The following is a 16,182-nucleotide window of genomic DNA, read 5'->3' on the forward strand; positions in this document are numbered from 1 at the left end:
CGTCGCTTCGGATCGCGGCGCGACCGGCCATCGCACCCAGGCGCGTCACCGCGAACGCAACGCCTCAACGCGTACAGCGCCGTTAGCGACGGCCGCTCAGCGCCCCGTCCATCCGTCGAGCATGTCCGCCAACTCGTCGGCATGCTCCTCTTCCTGCGCCAGGATGTGCTCCATCATGCGCTTGGTCGTGGTGTCCTTGTCGCCGACGAAGTCGATGATCGCGCGGTAGCTGTCGATGGCGATGCGCTCGGCGATCAAGTCCTCCTTGACCATGTCGCGCAGGTCGCTGCCTTCCACGTATTCGGCGTGGGCGCGGCGCGAGAGCGCGTCGGGATTGAGGTCGGGTTCGCCGCCGAGCTGGACGATGCGTTCGGCGATCAGGTCGGCGTGGGCCTGTTCTTCGTTGGCGTGTTCGAGGAATTCGGCCTTGATCGCATCGGCCATCAAGCCGCTGGCCATGAAGTAGTGGCGCTTGTAGCGCAGCACGCAGACGATCTCGGTGGCCAGCGCGTCGTTGAGCAGCCGGATCACCGCTTCGCGGTCGGCGGCGTAGCTGGCGGTGACGGCGCCGTCCTCGATGTGCTTGCGGGCGCGGGCGCGGATGGCGCCGATGTCGGCGACGAAGTCCGAAGAACCGGTCGCGGAGGATTTGCCGGACGTGGGCGTGGCGGTTTTCGCCGCGGCGGCCTTGGACGGAGCGGTTTCGCGCTGGCTGACTGGCTTGGCGGACATGACGTCTCCTGGCGGGTCGGGGGAAGGGCGGGGGTACCTCGATGCGTGGAAGTGGGATCGATACTGGGCGAGCGCATGCGCCGGGCCCGCGCGCGGCGGGCCCGGCGCAGCGGATCAGACCTGTTCGAGCATGTATTCGGCCGAGGACACGCGGTACTCGCCCGGCTGCTCGACGTGCAACTGCTTGACCACGCCGTTCTCGGCGTACAGGGCGAAGCGCTTGGCGCGCGTGCCCATGCCGTAGGCGCTGGCGTCGAGCTCCAGGCCGAGCGCGCGGGTCAGGTCGCCGTTGCCGTCGGACAGCATCAGCATGCCGTCGGGCACGTGCTGGCTCTGCGCCCAGGCCTGCATGACGAAGGGATCGTTGACCGCCAGGCAGGCCACGTCGATGCCCTTGTCGCGGAATTGCTGGAAGTGCTCGACGAATCCCGGCAGGTGCTTTTCCGAACAGGTCGGAGTGAAGGCGCCGGGCACCGCGAACAGCACCGCCTTGCGGTCGTCGAACAGGGCACGGGTATCGACCGTCTCGATGCCTTCGTTGATGCGCTTGAGCGCGACTTCGGGCAGGCGGTCGCCGACCTGGATGCTCATGGGATTCTCCTGGGGTGAGGGTGAAGTCTAGGAAGCCGGGGCTAAACTTTGCGTCAACGCCGGGCCTTGTGCGTCGGACGCGGACGACCCGGACGCGGACGGCGCCGCAAGCCGGGCGAAGCGGCCGGAGCGCTTGAAAACGCGCCGGTCGTCGCCATGCTGTGGGGTTAATGATGCGTCAAGGCGGCCTGTGCGGACAGCGCTGCGCTTGGCGCTTGCGCCGTGGGAGCGAGCATCGATGCAGTTCAAGGATTACTACGAAACCCTGGGCGTGGAGCCCAGCGCCGGCGAAGCGGAGATCAAGACCGCGTATCGCCGTCTGGCGCGCAAGTACCATCCCGACGTCAGCAAGGAAGCCGGCGCGGAAGAGAGTTTCAAGGCCGTCAACGAGGCCTACGAGGCGCTGCGCGACCCGCAGAAGCGCGCCGCCTACGATCAACTGCGCGTGCGCGGCTATCGTCCCGGCGACGAAGTGCAGCCGCCGCCGGGCGGTTTCGGCGGCGGCCCGGGCGGCCCGGACTTCGAGGAGATCTTCGCCGGCGGCGGCGCGGGCGGCGGTTTCAGCGACTTCTTCGAGACCCTGTTCGGACGCGGCCGCGCCGCGCCCGGCGCGGGCGGCTTCCAGCAGCGCGGCGCGCCGCCGCGCGGCGACACCCGCGCGCGCCTGGCGGTGTCGCTGGAGACCGTCTACGAAGGCGGGCAGGTGCGCATCTCGGTCAACCACAAGACTTTGGATGTGCGCGTGCCCAAGGGCATCCGCCCCGGTCAGCTGATCCGTCTGGCCGGGCAGGGCACCCACGGCGACTTGCTGTTGGAAATCGAGTACGCCGCGCACCCGCAGTTCGAAGTGGACGGACGCAACGTCATCCACGTGCTGGAACTGGCGCCGTGGGAAGCCGCGTTGGGCGCCAGCGTTAGCGTGCCGACCCTGGGCGGCCCGGTCGAACTGAAGATCCCGGCCAATTCCGAAGCCGGCCGCAAGCTGCGCCTGCGCGGCCGCGGCCTGCCGGGCAGCCCGGCGGGCGACCAGATCGTCGAGCTGGAAGTGCTGGCGCCGCGCGCGGACAACGACGCCCAGCGCGAGGCCTACGAAGGCCTGCGCGCGGCGTTCGGCGAGGACTGGCGGCGCGGTTGAGCCGCCTGCGGCGGCTCGGCTCTTGCAACGGGCGGCAAGCGTTTTCGGCAGGACCTCGCCTTCGATGCGAGGCCTCTGCTTTTGTGGGAGGGCCTTCAGGCCCGATGCTTTCCGCTCCGCCGCGGCGATGTTTCGAAGCGACCTGAGCCGAAAGCGTCGGGGCTGAAGCCCCTCCCACGGAATCTCCGGCCGATCGCTCCGGCCACCGGCCATGCTCTTTGTGGGAGGGCCTTCAGGCCCGACGCTTTCCGCTCCGCCGCGGCGATGTTCCGAAGCGACCTGAGCCGAAAGCGTCGGGGCTGGAGCCCCTCCCACGGAATCTCCAGCCGATCGCTCCGGCCACCGGCCATGCTTTTTGTGGGAGGGCCTTCAGGCCCGATGCTTTCCGCTCCGCCGCGGCGATGTTTCGAAGCGGCCTGAGCAAAACTCTCCGCCGCCGCTGCGGCGACACGATCGACGGCGCGGCCCAGCCGACGGGCGGAACGCCTTCAAGGCGGCGAACGGAGGCTTTCGGCACATGCCTGCGCAACGTCGCGGCGGAATGCGCGGCGCCCAAACGCAAGAATCCCGGCTCGCGCCGGGATTCCCGCATTCATCCGATGCCGCCGCGGCCATGGGCCGCGCCCGGTTCAGCCGGCCGAGGGCAGCAACTGGCCGATGATCTCGGACAGGTCGGTCTCGCTGAACGGCTTGGTGATGTAGGCCTTGGCGCCCTGGCGCATGCCCCACACCCGGTCGGTGTCCTGGTCCTTGGTGGTGACCAACACGATCGGGATGTGCTTGGTGGTGCTTTCCCGACAGATCGAGCGCGTGGCCTGGAACCCGTTGAGGTTCGGCATGACCACGTCCATCAGGATCAGGTCGGGCAGCTCGCGCTTGGCGGCCTCGACGCCGGCGGCGCCGTCTTCTGCGGTGAGGGCCTCGTGGCCCAGCTTCTCGACGATGCGACGGATGCCCATCAGCTGGGACGGCGAATCGTCGACGATCAAAATACGCGCCATATCTTTCCCCTGGAACTTGCGGCCGATTGTAGCGACGCGCCGCGCGGCTGCAATGCCAACTAGATCACGACCAGGGTCCGCCCCAGCGAGCCGCCGGCGAGCATGCCCGGGAAGACCTGCGGCAGCTCGGACAGGGCCACTTCGCGGGTGCAGATGCGGTCCAGGTGGGCGGGCTTCCAGTCGCTCGCCAGACGCTGCCAGATTTCGTCGCGGATCGCGCGCGCGGTGCCGGCGGAGGCGATGCCGAGCAGGGACACGCCGCGGATGATGAACGGCATCACCGTGGTGCCCAGATCGTGCGTCGCGGCGAGGCCTGCGGTCGCGACGTTGCCGTACGGCGCGGTCTGCGCGAGCAGGCTGGCGAGCATCGGCCCGCCGACGTTGTCGAGGCCGCCGCCGAAGCGCGCCGATTCCATCGGCCGGGTGGTGGCCAGGGCATCGCGGCCGAGCACCTGGCTGGCGCCGATGGACTTGAGGTAGTCGGCCTGTTCGGCCTTGCCGCTGATCGCATGCACTTCGAAGCCGGCACGGCTGAAGATGTCGAGCGCGAGCGAGCCCACGCCGCCGCTGGCGCCGCTGACCGCGAGCGGGCCCAACTCGGGCGTCTGGCGGTTTTCCAGCAGCCGGAACAGCGCGAGCGCCGCGGTGAAGCCGGCGGTGCCCAGCACCATGCTCTCGCGCAGGCTCAGCCCGGCCGGCAGTGGGATCGCCCATTTCGCGTCCAGCCGCGCGTACTCGCTGTAGCCGCCGTCGCGGGTTTCGCTGAGGCCGCAGCCGGTGACCAGCACCGCGTCGCCTTCCTTGAACTTGGCGTCGCTGGAGGCGACCACGTGCCCGGCCACGTCGATGCCGCCGACCAGCGGGAACTTGCGCAGGATCTTGCCTTCGCCGGTGCCGGCCAGCGCGTCCTTGAAGTTGATCGAGGAGTACGCGGTCTTGATCGTCACCTCGCCGGGCGCGAGGTCGTCGATCGACACTTGTTCGATGCCGCTGCGATAAGCGGCGGCGTCGTTGTGGATGCGGAAGGCGTTGAACGCGGCGGGGACGGTCATGGCGTGGCGGACTCCAGGTGCGCGCCGTTGCGGTTCAGGACGCGGGCGCTGCGGACGCGCCGATGATAGCGGAGTAGAGGTCGCGCCATTGCGGGTTGGCGGACTCGATCAGTTCGAGCTTCCAGGCGCGCTTCCAGGATTTGATGCGTTTTTCGCGCACGATGGCCATGTCCATGGCTTCGTGCGTTTCGTACCAGACCAGCAGGTGCGTGCCGTATTTGCAGGAGAAGCCTGGGACTTGCCGGGATTTGTGTTGCCACACGCGCTGGATCAAGTCGGACGTGACGCCGAGGTAGAGCGTGCCGCGCATCGAACTGGCGAGCAGGTAGACGCAGGGGAGTCGGGTGCGCATCCGTGCGCTCCTTTATGGCGGTGCTTCAATCTAGCCTGCTCGACGGGGCTGTTTTCGTGGCCCACACGCGCTCGCGGCGATTTCCTACCGCGTCCGCACACAAACACCGTCATTCCGGCGAAAGCCGGAACCCATTTTGTTGTTGCTTCTGCTTCAGAGCGCGACAGCGCAAATGCAAAGCGGAAAATCAAAATGGGTTCCGGCTTTCGCCGGAATGACGGGGTACGGGTGGGGTTCCGGTGGGGGCGAGGGCGCGAGCGGGCGGCCGCGCCGCGACGCCGCAGACTCAACGCAACGCGCCGCGCCGCTTCTCGTCCATCCACTTCGACGCCTGCGCCGGCTCATAGGCGCGCATCCACGCCAGCATCGCGTCGAGGTCGTCGCCGTGCCACAGGTCGCGGCGCTGGTCGGCGTGCAGGAAGCGTTCCTCGACCATGCGGTCGAGCATGCCCATCAGCGGCGAGTAGAAGCCGTCGATGTCGAGGAAGGCGCAGGGCTTGTCGCCGATGCCGAGCTGGCGCCAGGTCAGCATCTCGAACATCTCGTCGAGGGTGCCGAAGCCGCCGGGCAGGGCGACGAAGCCGTCGGCGAGGTCGAACATGCGCTGCTTGCGCTCGTGCATCGAGCCGACGATCTCGAGCTTGCTCAGGCCGCGATGGGCGACTTCCCAGTTGACCAGCTGCTCGGGGATCACCCCGATCGCCTCGCCGCCGGCCTCGAGCACGGCGTCGGCGACCACGCCCATCAGGCCGACGTTGCCGCCGCCATAGACCAGGGCGACGCCGTCGCGGGCCAGGCGGTTGCCCAGCGCCATCGCGCGTTCGGTGTAGATGGGCCTGGAGCCGGCGTTGGAGCCGCAGTACACGCAGAGGGTTTTCATGGTTTGCCTGCCTTCGTTATGGTTTTTATTGTTGTTGTCGTTGCTGCGCGCCGGCGGCCGCGCCGCATCGCCGGCGCCGAAACGAAAAACGGCGCACCAGGTGCGCCGTTTTCGTCGATGCCGGCCGGTCAGTTGGCCTTGTGGATCGCGCGCTTGTCGACCGCCATCGCCGCGTCGTGGATCGCTTCCGACAGGGTCGGGTGGGCGTGGCAGATGCGCGCGAGGTCGTCGGCGGAACCCTTGAACTCCATGGTCAGCACGCCTTCGTGGACCAGCTCGGAGACGCCGACGCCGACCAGGTGCAGGCCGAGCACGCGGTCGGTCTCGGCATGGGCGATGACCTTGACGAAGCCGGCCGGCTCGCCCATGGCCACCGCGCGGCCGATCGCCGCGAACGGGAAGCTGCCGGTCTTGTACGGCACGCCGTCGGCCTTGAGCTGCTGCTCGGTCTGGCCGACCCAGGCGATTTCCGGCTCGGTGTAGATCACCCACGGGATGGTGTCGAAGTTGACGTGGCCCGGCAGGCCGGCGATCAGTTCGGCCACCGCGATGCCTTCCTCGAAGCCCTTGTGCGCCAGCATCGGGCCGCGCACGCAGTCGCCGACCGCCCAGACGCCGTCGACGCCGGTGTGGCAATGTTCGTCGACTTCGATCTGGCCGCGCTCGTTGAGCTTGACGCCGGTGCCGTCGGCGAGCAGGCCCTTCGACGCGGCGCGGCGACCGACGGCGACGAGCAGCTTGTCGACGACCAACTGCTGGTCGGCCTTGCCGTCGTTGTAGGTCAGGTGGACCTCGTCGCCCTTGATCTCGGCCTTGGAGACCTTGGCGCCGAGCTTGATGTCCAGGCCCTGCTTCTTGAATTCCTTGGCCGCGGTCTTGGCGACTTCGGCGTCGGCGGCGGCGAGGAAATCGGGCATCGCTTCGAGGATGGTGACTTCCGAACCCAGGCGCTTCCACACGCTGCCCAGTTCCAGGCCGATCACGCCGGCGCCGATCACGCCCAGGCGCTTGGGCACCGCGGTGAAGTCCAGCGCGCCGACGTTGTCGACGATCTTGTCGCCGTCGAACTTGGCGAACGGCAGCTCGATCGAATCCGAACCGGCGGCGATGATGACGTTGGTGCCCTTGAGCTCGATTTCGCTGCCGTCGTGCTGCTTGACCTTGACGATGTTGCCCGGGTGCAGGGTGCCGAAGCCGTAGTACGGCGCGATTTTGTTCGCCTTGAACAGCATCGCGATGCCGCCGGTGAACTGCTTAACGATCTTGTCCTTGCGGCCGACCATCGTGCCGACGTCGATCTTGGCGTTGTCGGCGCTGATGCCGTGCTCGCCGAACAGGTGCTGCAGGTTCCAGTACTGGCGCGAGCTGTCGAGCAGGGCCTTGGACGGGATGCAGCCCACGCGCAGGCAGGTGCCGCCCAGCGCCGGCTTGCCGTCCTTGCCGAGCGCCGCGTCGATGCACGCGGTCTTCAGGCCCAACTGGGCGGCGCGGATGGCGGCGTGGTAGCCGGCCGGACCGGCGCCGATGACGACTACGTCGAATTGTTCAGACATTGCGGTTGATCCTTGTCTAGCTCGGAGTAGGGGAGCAGTAGGAGTGAGCGCAGAGAAGCGAGGAGTGAGAAGAGCGTTCGCTCGCTCCTCCCCTCTATCCACTCGCTCTTACATGCCGAGCAGCATGCGGTGCGGATTTTCCAGCTGGTTCTTGATGTCGACCAGGAACAGCACCGCGTCCTTGCCGTCGATGATGCGGTGATCGTAGGACAGCGCGATGTACATCATCGGCGCGGCCACGACCTGGCCGTTCTCGACGATGGCGCGCTCCTTGATCGCGTGCATGCCCAGGATCGCCGACTGCGGCGGGTTGACGATCGGGGTCGACATCAGCGAGCCGAAGGTGCCGCCGTTGGTGATGGTGAAGGTGCCGCCCTGCAGGTCTTCCAGCGCCAGCTTGCCGTCGCGGGCCTTCTTGGCGTAGTCGCCGATGGCCTTTTCGATGTCGGCGAAGCCCAGGCGCTCGACGTTGCGCAGCACCGGGGTCACCAGGCCCTTGTCGGTCGACACGGCGATCGAGATGTCGGCGTAGCCGTGGTAGATCACGTCGTTGCCGTCGACCGAGGCGTTGACGATCGGGTGGCGCTGCAGCGCATTCGCGGCGGCCTTGGCGAAGAAGCTCATGAAGCCGAGCTTGACCCCGTTGGCCTTCTCGAAGGTCTCGCCGAGCTCCTTGCGCATGGCCATGACCTTGCCCAGGTTGACTTCGTTGAACGAGGTCAGCATGGCGATGGAGTTCTTCGACTGCATCAGGCGCTCGGCGATGCGCGCGCGCATGCGGGTCATCGGCACGCGCTCTTCCGGGCGCGCGCCGGCGGCCGAGCCGACGCCGCCGTTCTTGGCGTAGTTGACGATGTCTTCCTTGGTCACCGCGCCCTTGCGGCCGGTGCCTTCGACCTGCGAGGCGTCCACGCCCTGGGTGTTGGCGGCGAAGCGCGCGCCCGGCGGCAGCTGGTCGTTGGCGGCCGGGGCCTTGGGCGCGTCGGCCTTCGGCGTCACCGGCTGCGCGCCGGCGGCCGGAGCGGCCTCGGTCTTGGCGGCGGCGGGCGCGGCTTCGGCGGCCGGAGCGGCCGCAGCCGCGGCGGCGCCGGCTTCGACGATCGCGATCAGCTGCTGGCTGGTCACGGTCGCGCCTTCCTCGAACTTGATTTCCTTGAGCACGCCGTCGACCGGCGAGGGCACTTCGAGCACGACCTTGTCGGTTTCGAGGTCGACCAGGTTCTCGTCGCGCTTGACCGCGTCGCCCGGCTTCTTGTGCCACGTGGCGATCGTGGCGTCGGAGACCGACTCGGGCAGAACGGGGACTTTGATCTCGGTGCTCATGGGGCAGGCATCCTGGAGTGCTTGAAGGTGGAATTTCTAATCTGGGGTGTCCGGCGAAGCGCTGGCGCCTCACGCGGCGCCGGCGCTTCCTGAAACAGTCCGCGCCTTACTCGGCGCTGGACTCGCCGTGCAGCGAATTGACCAGCGCGTCGGCGACCAGCTTGGCCTGCTCGGCGACGTGGTCGGCCAGGTGGCCGGCCGCCGGCGAGGGCGAACGGGCGCGGCCGGTGTAGTGCAGGGCCTGCTTCGGCGCCAGGCACGCGGTCAGGTGGTGGCGGATCTGGTACCAGGCGCCCTGGTTCTGCGGCTCTTCCTGGCACCACACCACGTCCTTGGCGCCGCTGAAGCGCTTGAGCTGCGCGGCCAGGGCTTCGCGCGGGAACGGGTAGAGCTGCTCGACGCGGAGGATGGCGACGTTGTCGAGGCCGTCCTTCTGCGCCTGCTCGAACAGGTCGTAGTAGACCTTGCCCGAGCACAGCACCACGCGCTTGACCTTCTTCGGGTCGGCGGCGTTGTCCGGGATCAGGTGCTGGAACTCGCCGTTGGCCAGCTCGTCCAGGCTCGACACCGCCAGCTTGTGGCGCAGCAGCGACTTGGGCGTCATCACCACCAGCGGCTTGCGCGTGCTCATGCGCATCTGCCGGCGGATCATGTGGTAGGCCTGGGCCGGGGTGGTCGGCGCGCACACCAGCATGTTGTCCAGCGCGCACAGCTGCAGGAAGCGCTCCAGGCGCGCCGAGCTGTGCTCGGGGCCCTGGCCTTCGTAGCCGTGCGGCAGGAACAGCGCCAGCCCGCACAGGCGGCCCCACTTGGCCTCGCCCGAGGACAGGAACTGGTCGATCACCACCTGCGCGCCGTTGGCGAAGTCGCCGAACTGCGCTTCCCAGATGTCCAGGGTCATGGGATCGGCGGTCGAGTAGCCGTACTCGAACGCCATCACCGCCTCTTCCGACAACAGCGAGTCGATGATGGTGACGTCGGTCGGGTTCTTGACCAGCCGGCGCAGCGGCACGACGTATTCGTCGGTGCTCTGCTCGTGCAGGATCGCGTGGCGGTGGAAGAAGGTGCCGCGGCCGCTGTCCTGGCCGACCAGGCGCAGCTTGTAGCCTTCGCTGACCAGGGTCGCGTAAGCCAGGTTCTCGGCGAAGCCCCAGTCGCCCGGCTGCTCGCCGGCCGACATCTTGCGCCGGTCTTCGTAGATCTTGGCCACGCGCGGGTGCAGCTTGACGCTGTCGGGGACCGCGTTGATCTCGACCGCGAGCTGGTCGAGCTTGCCGCGGTCGAAGGTGGTGTCGACCGGATCGCTGAGCTTGCCCTGCAGGTACTTGGACCAGTCGATGGTGAACTCGTCGGGCTTGACCTCGACCAGTTCGGTGGTGACTTCGCCGGCGTCGAGCTTGTTGCGGTAGCCGTCGACCAGCGCCTGGGCCTCTTCGGCCTTGATCGCGCCTTCGCCGACCAGCTGCTCGGCGTAGAGCTCGCGCGGGGTCTTGTGCTTGCGGATCACCTGGTACATCAGCGGCTGGGTCGCCGCCGGCTCGTCGGCCTCGTTATGGCCGTGGCGGCGGTAGCAGACCAGGTCGATGACCACGTCGCGGCCGAAGCGCTGGCGGAAGTCCAGCGCCAGCTCGGCGCAGAACACCACCGCTTCGGGGTGGTCGGAGTTCACGTGCAGGATCGGCGCGCCGACCATCTTGGCCACGTCGGTGCAGTACAGGGTCGAACGCGCGTCCTGGCGCTCGGACGTGGTGAAGCCGACCTGGTTGTTGATGACGATGTGCACGGTGCCGCCGACGGCGAAGCCGCGCGCCTGCGACATCTGGAACAGCTCCATGCCCACGCCCTGGCCGGCGAACGCGGCGTCGCCGTGCAGCAGCACCGGCAGCACCTGGGCGCGGCCGTTGTCGCCGCGCCGGGTCTGGCGCGAACGCACGCTGCCGGCGACCACCGGGTTGACGATTTCCAGGTGCGAGGGGTTGAACGCCAGCGCCAGGTGGACCGGGCCGCCCGGGGTGGCGACGTCGGCGCTGAAGCCCATGTGGTACTTCACGTCGCCGCTCTTGGCGTGCTCGTCGTGGTCGAACTTGCCTTCGAACTCGTCGAACAGCTTGCGCGGCGGCTTGCCGAGGGTGTTGACCAGGACGTTGAGGCGGCCGCGGTGGGCCATGCCGATCACCACGTCCTGCACGCCCTGTTCGCCGGCGCGGCGGATGGTCACGTCCATCAGCGGGATCAGCGCGTCGCCGCCTTCCAGCGAGAAGCGCTTCTGGCCGACGTACTTGGTGCCCAGGTAGCGCTCCAGGCCGTCGGCCGCGGTCAGGCGCTCCAGGATGCGCTTCTTGTCCTGCGCGCTGCGGCCGAACTTGCCGCCGGCGGTTTCCAGGCGCTCGTACATCCAGCGGCGCTGTTCGGCGTCGGCGATGTGCATGAACTCGGCGCCGATCGGGCCGGTGTAGGTCGCCTTGAGCAGGGCGACCAGGTCGCCGAGCTTCATGCGTTCCTTGCCGGCGACGCCGCCTGTGGAGAATTCGACCGACTGGTCGCTTTCGGACAGGCGGTGGAAGCCCAGCGCCAGGTCCGGCGCGTCGGGTTTCTGCAGCAGGCCGAGCGGGTCGATGTCGGCGGCGAGGTGGCCGCGCGAACGGTAGGCGGTGATGACCTTGCCGACCATGCGCTCGCGCTCGTCGCCGCCGGAGCTGGCGCCCGCCGCGGCGACCGCGCCGCGCGCGGCGGCCTTGCCGGCCTGGGTGATGCTCTCGATCGCCGCCGAATGCGGCACGTCGCCGGCCTCGCGGCCCTTGAAGCCGTCGAAATAGGCTTTCCACTTGGGCCCGACGCTGTCGGGATCGACCAGGTACTGCTCGTACAGGTCTTCGATGAAGGCGGCGTTGGCGCCGAGTTGCGAGGACTGCGAGAACTGCTTCAGGAGACTGTCCACGATGGCTATCGGGAAACTCTAGGGGACGGGAGTGGGGTCGGCGCGATCGGGCGCGGTGCCGTGCGCAGACAAGGCTCGGAATTATAGCGGCAGTGTTAAGCGCAAAGGCATAACTACTTACGTCTATGTGGCGGTTTTGGTTCGATTTCCGGCGCCGGACCGGACCGGACCGGCGAGCGGACCGTTCCGGCAAGGCGGCTTGCGCGATGGCGCCAGCGGGTATTTTCTTGCGGCCGGCGGCGCGGGCTTTCAAGCCGGCGCGGCGCGGGCCGCGGTTTAGGCCGCGCTCAGGCTGCCGCCGCTGCGGCGCGGCTGGAATCGCTTTCAGCCCCGCCCGACGCGCGGCGGCGTGGCGATTGTGCGCGACGGCGCCGGCTGGCTAGGCTGGTGTCGGGCCCCGGTCGGGGGCGACGACGAACAGCGAGGAGCCGGGCATGCGGGCAGCGAACGCGACGGGACGCGGACGGGCGGCGGGACTGTGGTTGGCGGCGGGCCTGGGCGTCTGCCTCGGCGCGCCGGGCGCGGCGTGGGCGGCCGACGCGGCCGCGGCGGTCGGCGCCAACGTCGAGGCGGTGGTGCAGGGCGGGCGCTGGAGCGACGCCGCCGGCGAAGGCGCCGGCGAAGGCGTGTACCGGGTGATCGTGGCCAGCCAGGGCTTCGAGCACGTCTCCACCGGGGTGCGCGCGCAGTGGAAGAGCGACGGCGGCGAGGACGGCCTGGCCCGGATCGCGCATGAGGCCGAGCTGGTGGCGCCCGGGCATTACTCGCTGGGGCCGCCGAAGCTCACCCGGGCCGCGGCCGGGGTGCGGGTCGAGTTGCGCGGGGTGGCGACCTACGACAGCCGGGTCAAGGTGGTGTGCCGGTTCGAGCTGGCGCCGGGCGGCAAGGTGACGGTGGCGAAGGCTTGCGGTCCGTGACGGCCGGGTCCGGGTCCGGCCGCTAGAGGCTTTTGACTTTTGTGGGAGGGGCTTCAGCCCCGATGCTCTTCTCTCGGGTCTCGGCGATCTGCGACAAAAGCATCGGGGCTGAAGCCCCTCCCACATCGGATTCGGGGCATCAGGGCCCCATCATCCAGGGCCCAGCATCAAAGCCCCAGCATCAGGGCTCCGACATCAGATCCCCAGCGCGCGCAACTCGGTGCACGGCCGCGCGCGTTCCCAGACCGGCTCGAACCGCGCCCGCAGCTGGCGCGCGCGCGGGCCGCCGTCGATGCGGGTCTCGCCGTCGAAGCGATGGCCGAGCGGGCGGTAGTACCAGCCGTCGCGGTCGTTAACCAAGTAGGCGGCCGGATCGTTCTGGTCGACGGTTTCCTCGATCGCGCGGAACTCGAACGCGGTCGGCAGGCGCTGGGCCAGGCCGATCAGCGGCGCCAGCGCGCGCTGCGGCGCGGCCGGGTCGTGCAGCAGCACCCGCACCTGGCCGCCGCCGACGGCGAAGCGGCGCAGCGCGGCCACCGCCTCGGCGCGGTCGAGCAGGCCGGGATCGAGTTCGCGGCTGCAGATCCACAGGCCGCGGCGGGCCTGGGCGAGGATTCCGGTCAGGGCGGCCAACGCGGCCTCGCGGCCGTCGACCGGATTGGGCGCGCCGAGCAGGCGGTACATCGCCACGTGCTCGATTCCTGCCTCGACGAAGCGCTCGCCGAACGGCAGGAAGCCGTGGCGGGCGTAGAAACCGGTGGCGCTGGCCTGGCTGTGCAGCGAGACCTCGCGCCAGCCCAGCGTCTGGGCGCGTTCGAGCAGCGCCGCCAGCAGCGCCTCGCCGACGCCGCGGCCGCGCCAAGCGCCCAGCACCGCCATGCGGCCGATGCGCCGGTCCGGGGTCAGCCGGCCGGTGCCGATGGGCTCACCGGATTCGTCGAACGCCAGCACGTGCTGGCACTGCGGGTCGCGTTCGGCGTCGAGTTCCAGCGCCAGCGGCACGTTCTGTTCCCGTACGAACACGGCCTCGCGCACGGCGCGCAGGGCCGGCTGGGCGGAGGCGTAGTCCTCGACCGCGATCACCCGGAAGCCGAGGGCGGGCACGGGCGCGCTCATTCCTCTTCGCCGCCGTCTTCGCCGTCGTAGCCGTCGGCGTCGTCCTGGTCGTCGCGGCCGAGGCGGTAATGGCCGCCGGCGACCAGCGCCAGCACGCAGTCGCGGCCGGCGGCGGACAGGGCGCAATAGCCGGCCAGGTCGAGTTCGGCCGCGGCCGCCAGCGCCTGCGCGTCCCGCGCCGGCAGCGCGAATTCCTGGCCGCTGACGTACAGGCGCGCGGCGCCGCCCTTGGCGTGGGCGCGGCGCCAGGCCATGCGCGACCACGGATGGCGCCACAGCGTCGCGCCCTGGTCGAGGGCGAATTCCAGTTCGGCCCGCGCCGGCGCCGGCGCGCCGCCGGCGGAGACTTCGCCGGCCGCGCGGTAGACGGTGATGAAGCGGCCGAACCAGTCGCCGAGGCGGTCGGGATCGTTCATGCGCAAGGCGTTCAGCGCCTGCACCGCGCGCTGCATGGCGGCGGCGTCGATCTCGTTGGGGTCGCGCGGCGGGGTCAGGTCCGGGTCGGCGTAGCGCAGCGCCTCGTCGGCGTCGGCGGCGAGGGTGTCGATGTAGTCGCCCATCAACTCGGCCGAGGACGGCGCGCGCATGCCGATCGAGAACGTCAGGCAGGCGTCCTCGGCGACGCCGTGGTGGGGCACGCCGGGCGGCAGGTAGAGCATGTCGCCGGGGCCGAGCAGCCACTCGTGGCTGGGCTCGAATTCGCGCAGCAGCTTGAGTTCGGCGTCGTTGCGGAAGTCCTGCGGCGGGTTGGGCCGCGCGTCGATCTGCCAGCGGCGATGGCCCTGGCCCTGCAGCAGGAACACGTCGTACTGGTCGACGTGGGCGCCGACCGAGCCGCCGGGCGCGGCGAAGGAGATCATCACGTCGTCGATGCGCCAGCGCGGCAGGAACGCGAACGCCGGCAGCAGCGCGGCCACGTCGGCGTCCCACTTGTCCACGTCCTGCACCAGCAGCGTCCAGTCCTGCCGCGGCAGGCCCGGGAAATCGGATTCCTCGAACGGCCCGTGGCGCACCGAATAATGATCGCGCGCGCGATCGTGCTGGATCAGCCGCGCCAGCGCGCCCTCCTCGCAGGCCAGGCCGGCGAGGTCCTCGGGCTGCAGCGGCGACTGCAGGCCGGGGAAGGCGTTGCGGATCAGCAGCGGGCGTTTTTGCCAGTAATCGCGCAGGAACGCGGCCGGGCTCATGCCCAGCGGCGGGCGGCGGGCGGCGTCGATCTCGATCGGGAAGGCGGGGGCGGTTTTCTTGGCCATGGCGGACAGCGGCGGCGGCGTGCGCGGAAAGCCGTATTGTCGCTCATCGCGCGCACCGTCGGCGCGTCCGGCCCGGTCGCGCGCCGCGCGGCCCGCCCGCAGGCGCGGCGCATGCCGCGACCGCGCCGCTACGCGGGCGAGGCAACCCGGGCTGCGCGCGCCTTGAGCGCCGGCGAACGCGGACCGCTCATCCCGAGATTTCGTCGTACCCGCGGCCGAGGAACTGCAGCAGGCACCAGCCGTGCCCGAACGGATCGGACAACTGCACGATCCGCCCCCAACTGGCCTTGCGCGCTTCGCCTTCCTGGCGCGCGCCGGCGGCCAGCGCGCTGGCCAGGGCCGCGTCGAGATCCTCGACCACCACGTCCAGATGCAGCGGCGTCCAGTGCCGCGCATAACCGCGGGCCTGGTCGCCGGCGCCGAGCGAACCTTCCGGCTTGTGCAGCAAGTAGATCGGCGCCGGCCCGCCGAGCAGTTCGACCGCGTCGCCGCCGATGCGGCGGCCGACATGCAGGCCGAAGGCGCGGGTGTAGAACGCGAGCGCGGCGTCGAGGTCGGGGACGTCGAGATTGATCAGCAGATGCATCGCGGGGCTCCGCGGACGAATGCGGGCAGTGTGCGCGGGCGAACGCTAAGGCGGTGTGGGCGTGGTGTGCTCAGGTGCGATGGTGCGGGCGGGTGCGGCGTGCTGCGACTGTGGGAGGGACTTCAGTCCCGACGCTTTTCGGACCGATCGCGGCGAACCGACACGAAAGCGTCGGGACTGAAGTCCCTCCCGCAAAGGCCGTCGCGACCTCAGGCCTAACGCCGCGGCTCAGTGCGCGGCGGGAGCGGGCTGCGCGCGCTCTTGTTCCAGCCGCGCATCGAGCTTGGCGGCGGCGTCGGCGGCATACGCGCGGCAGGCGCCGGTATCGACCAGCGGCTTGCTCGCCTGCGGGCCCATGCGCTGGAACATGTCGCTGGCGCTCGGATGCGGGGTCAGCAGGATCTCGCACGGCAGCGCGGCGACCGTCTCGATGCCGCGCCGGTACGCGGCCAGCGCGCCCGGATGCGCGGCGTCGTCGCTGTAGCGGTACACCTTGTCGCTGAACGGAGTGAGGCTGTCGGCGTAGGCGATGTCGCGGCATTGGCCGGCAGCGTCGCAAGAGCGCCAGGTCCAGCTGGTGCCGCCGGGCGTGTGCCCGGGAGTCGCATGCGCGGTCAGCGCCAGCGTGCCCAGCCGCACGGTGTCGCCGTCGCCGATGCGCTGCACCGAGGGCACCGGCGCGAAGCTCGCGACGGTGAGGAACTGCGGATCGCCGCGGTCGCCCTTGCCGCGTTCGAGCGCCGTCGCCGCCGG

At 69.8% G+C, this 16,182-nt stretch carries 17 protein-coding genes and 2 pseudogenes; 2 read left to right on the plus strand and 17 right to left on the minus strand.

Going from position 1 to position 16,182, the window contains the following annotated elements:
• Positions 1-96: 96 nt before the first annotated feature.
• A complete protein-coding gene (locus RDV84_RS18720) occupies positions 97-732 on the minus strand; it encodes a ferritin-like domain-containing protein (RefSeq protein WP_309151192.1) in 636 nt (211 codons plus the stop codon).
• 114 nt (positions 733-846) lie between these two features.
• Positions 847-1,323: a peroxiredoxin gene (locus RDV84_RS18725; RefSeq protein WP_078998456.1), complete on the minus strand. Its 477-nt coding sequence runs from the start codon at positions 1,321-1,323 to the stop codon at positions 847-849.
• A gap of 238 nt (positions 1,324-1,561) precedes the next feature.
• Here RDV84_RS18725 and RDV84_RS18730 point away from each other — a divergent pair, with 238 nt between their 5' ends.
• Entirely contained in the window at positions 1,562-2,458 is an 897-nt protein-coding gene (locus tag RDV84_RS18730; protein WP_078998452.1) for a DnaJ C-terminal domain-containing protein, read from the plus strand.
• A gap of 82 nt (positions 2,459-2,540) precedes the next feature.
• On the opposite strand, the pseudogene RDV84_RS26860 reads toward RDV84_RS18730, so the two are convergent.
• From RDV84_RS26860 to RDV84_RS18765, 9 genes and pseudogenes are all read right to left on the minus strand, one after another.
• Positions 2,541-2,636 (minus strand): annotated as a pseudogene (locus RDV84_RS26860) (DUF6053 domain-containing protein); the annotation flags it as partial.
• A gap of 47 nt (positions 2,637-2,683) precedes the next feature.
• Positions 2,684-2,773: pseudogene (locus RDV84_RS26865) on the minus strand (DUF6053 domain-containing protein); the annotation flags it as partial.
• Positions 2,774-3,087: 314 nt separating this feature from the next.
• Entirely contained in the window at positions 3,088-3,459 is a 372-nt protein-coding gene (locus RDV84_RS18735) for a response regulator (RefSeq protein WP_057947771.1), read from the minus strand.
• Between the two features lie 59 nt (positions 3,460-3,518).
• A complete protein-coding gene (locus RDV84_RS18740) occupies positions 3,519-4,511 on the minus strand; it encodes a YhdH/YhfP family quinone oxidoreductase (protein ID WP_309151193.1) in 993 nt (330 codons plus the stop codon).
• Between the two features lie 34 nt (positions 4,512-4,545).
• Complete coding sequence (locus RDV84_RS18745; RefSeq protein WP_309151194.1) at positions 4,546-4,863, minus strand: GIY-YIG nuclease family protein; 318 nt, start codon at positions 4,861-4,863, stop codon at positions 4,546-4,548.
• Between the two features lie 286 nt (positions 4,864-5,149).
• Entirely contained in the window at positions 5,150-5,743 is a 594-nt protein-coding gene (locus tag RDV84_RS18750; protein ID WP_250450175.1) for an LOG family protein, read from the minus strand.
• Positions 5,744-5,871: 128 nt separating this feature from the next.
• The gene (lpdA, locus tag RDV84_RS18755) at positions 5,872-7,296 is read right to left on the minus strand and encodes a dihydrolipoyl dehydrogenase (protein WP_309151195.1); all 1,425 of its coding nucleotides are present in this window, start codon (positions 7,294-7,296) and stop codon (positions 5,872-5,874) included.
• Positions 7,297-7,404: 108 nt separating this feature from the next.
• On the minus strand, positions 7,405-8,619 hold the full coding sequence (gene sucB, locus RDV84_RS18760; protein ID WP_309151196.1) for a dihydrolipoyllysine-residue succinyltransferase: 1,215 nt from the start codon (positions 8,617-8,619) through the stop codon (positions 7,405-7,407).
• A gap of 106 nt (positions 8,620-8,725) precedes the next feature.
• Positions 8,726-11,557 carry a 2-oxoglutarate dehydrogenase E1 component gene (locus tag RDV84_RS18765; protein WP_309151197.1) on the minus strand — a complete coding sequence of 944 codons (2,832 nt, stop codon included), beginning with the start codon at positions 11,555-11,557 and terminating at the stop codon, positions 8,726-8,728.
• A 434-nt stretch (positions 11,558-11,991) separates the two neighbouring features.
• Here RDV84_RS18765 and RDV84_RS18770 point away from each other — a divergent pair, with 434 nt between their 5' ends.
• The gene (locus RDV84_RS18770) at positions 11,992-12,474 is read left to right on the plus strand and encodes a hypothetical protein (RefSeq protein ID WP_309151198.1); all 483 of its coding nucleotides are present in this window, start codon (positions 11,992-11,994) and stop codon (positions 12,472-12,474) included.
• Between the two features lie 22 nt (positions 12,475-12,496).
• Here RDV84_RS18770 and RDV84_RS26870 read toward each other — a convergent pair whose 3' ends face one another.
• From RDV84_RS26870 to RDV84_RS18790, 6 genes are all read right to left on the minus strand, one after another.
• Positions 12,497-12,598: a DUF6053 domain-containing protein gene (locus RDV84_RS26870; RefSeq protein WP_425606228.1), complete on the minus strand. Its 102-nt coding sequence runs from the start codon at positions 12,596-12,598 to the stop codon at positions 12,497-12,499.
• 71 nt (positions 12,599-12,669) lie between these two features.
• Positions 12,670-13,578 (minus strand): GNAT family N-acetyltransferase, encoded by a 909-nt coding sequence (locus tag RDV84_RS18775; RefSeq protein ID WP_309151199.1) that lies wholly within the window; start codon positions 13,576-13,578, stop codon positions 12,670-12,672.
• Between the two features lie 8 nt (positions 13,579-13,586).
• Positions 13,587-14,843, minus strand: coding sequence for a JmjC domain-containing protein (locus RDV84_RS18780; protein WP_309151200.1), 1,257 nt, complete (start codon positions 14,841-14,843; stop codon positions 13,587-13,589).
• A 187-nt stretch (positions 14,844-15,030) separates the two neighbouring features.
• Positions 15,031-15,429 (minus strand): VOC family protein, encoded by a 399-nt coding sequence (locus tag RDV84_RS18785; protein ID WP_057947763.1) that lies wholly within the window; start codon positions 15,427-15,429, stop codon positions 15,031-15,033.
• A 70-nt stretch (positions 15,430-15,499) separates the two neighbouring features.
• Complete coding sequence (locus tag RDV84_RS26875; RefSeq protein ID WP_425608220.1) at positions 15,500-15,745, minus strand: DUF6053 domain-containing protein; 246 nt, start codon at positions 15,743-15,745, stop codon at positions 15,500-15,502.
• On the minus strand, positions 15,658-16,104 hold the full coding sequence (locus RDV84_RS18790; RefSeq protein ID WP_309151201.1) for an MBL fold metallo-hydrolase: 447 nt from the start codon (positions 16,102-16,104) through the stop codon (positions 15,658-15,660). The genes RDV84_RS26875 and RDV84_RS18790 overlap by 88 nt, the downstream gene beginning before the upstream one ends.
• Positions 16,105-16,182: the final 78 nt, after the last annotated feature.

The sequence above is a fragment of the Lysobacter yananisis genome, from assembly GCF_031199375.1.
Taxonomy (GTDB): domain Bacteria; phylum Pseudomonadota; class Gammaproteobacteria; order Xanthomonadales; family Xanthomonadaceae; genus Lysobacter; species Lysobacter yananisis.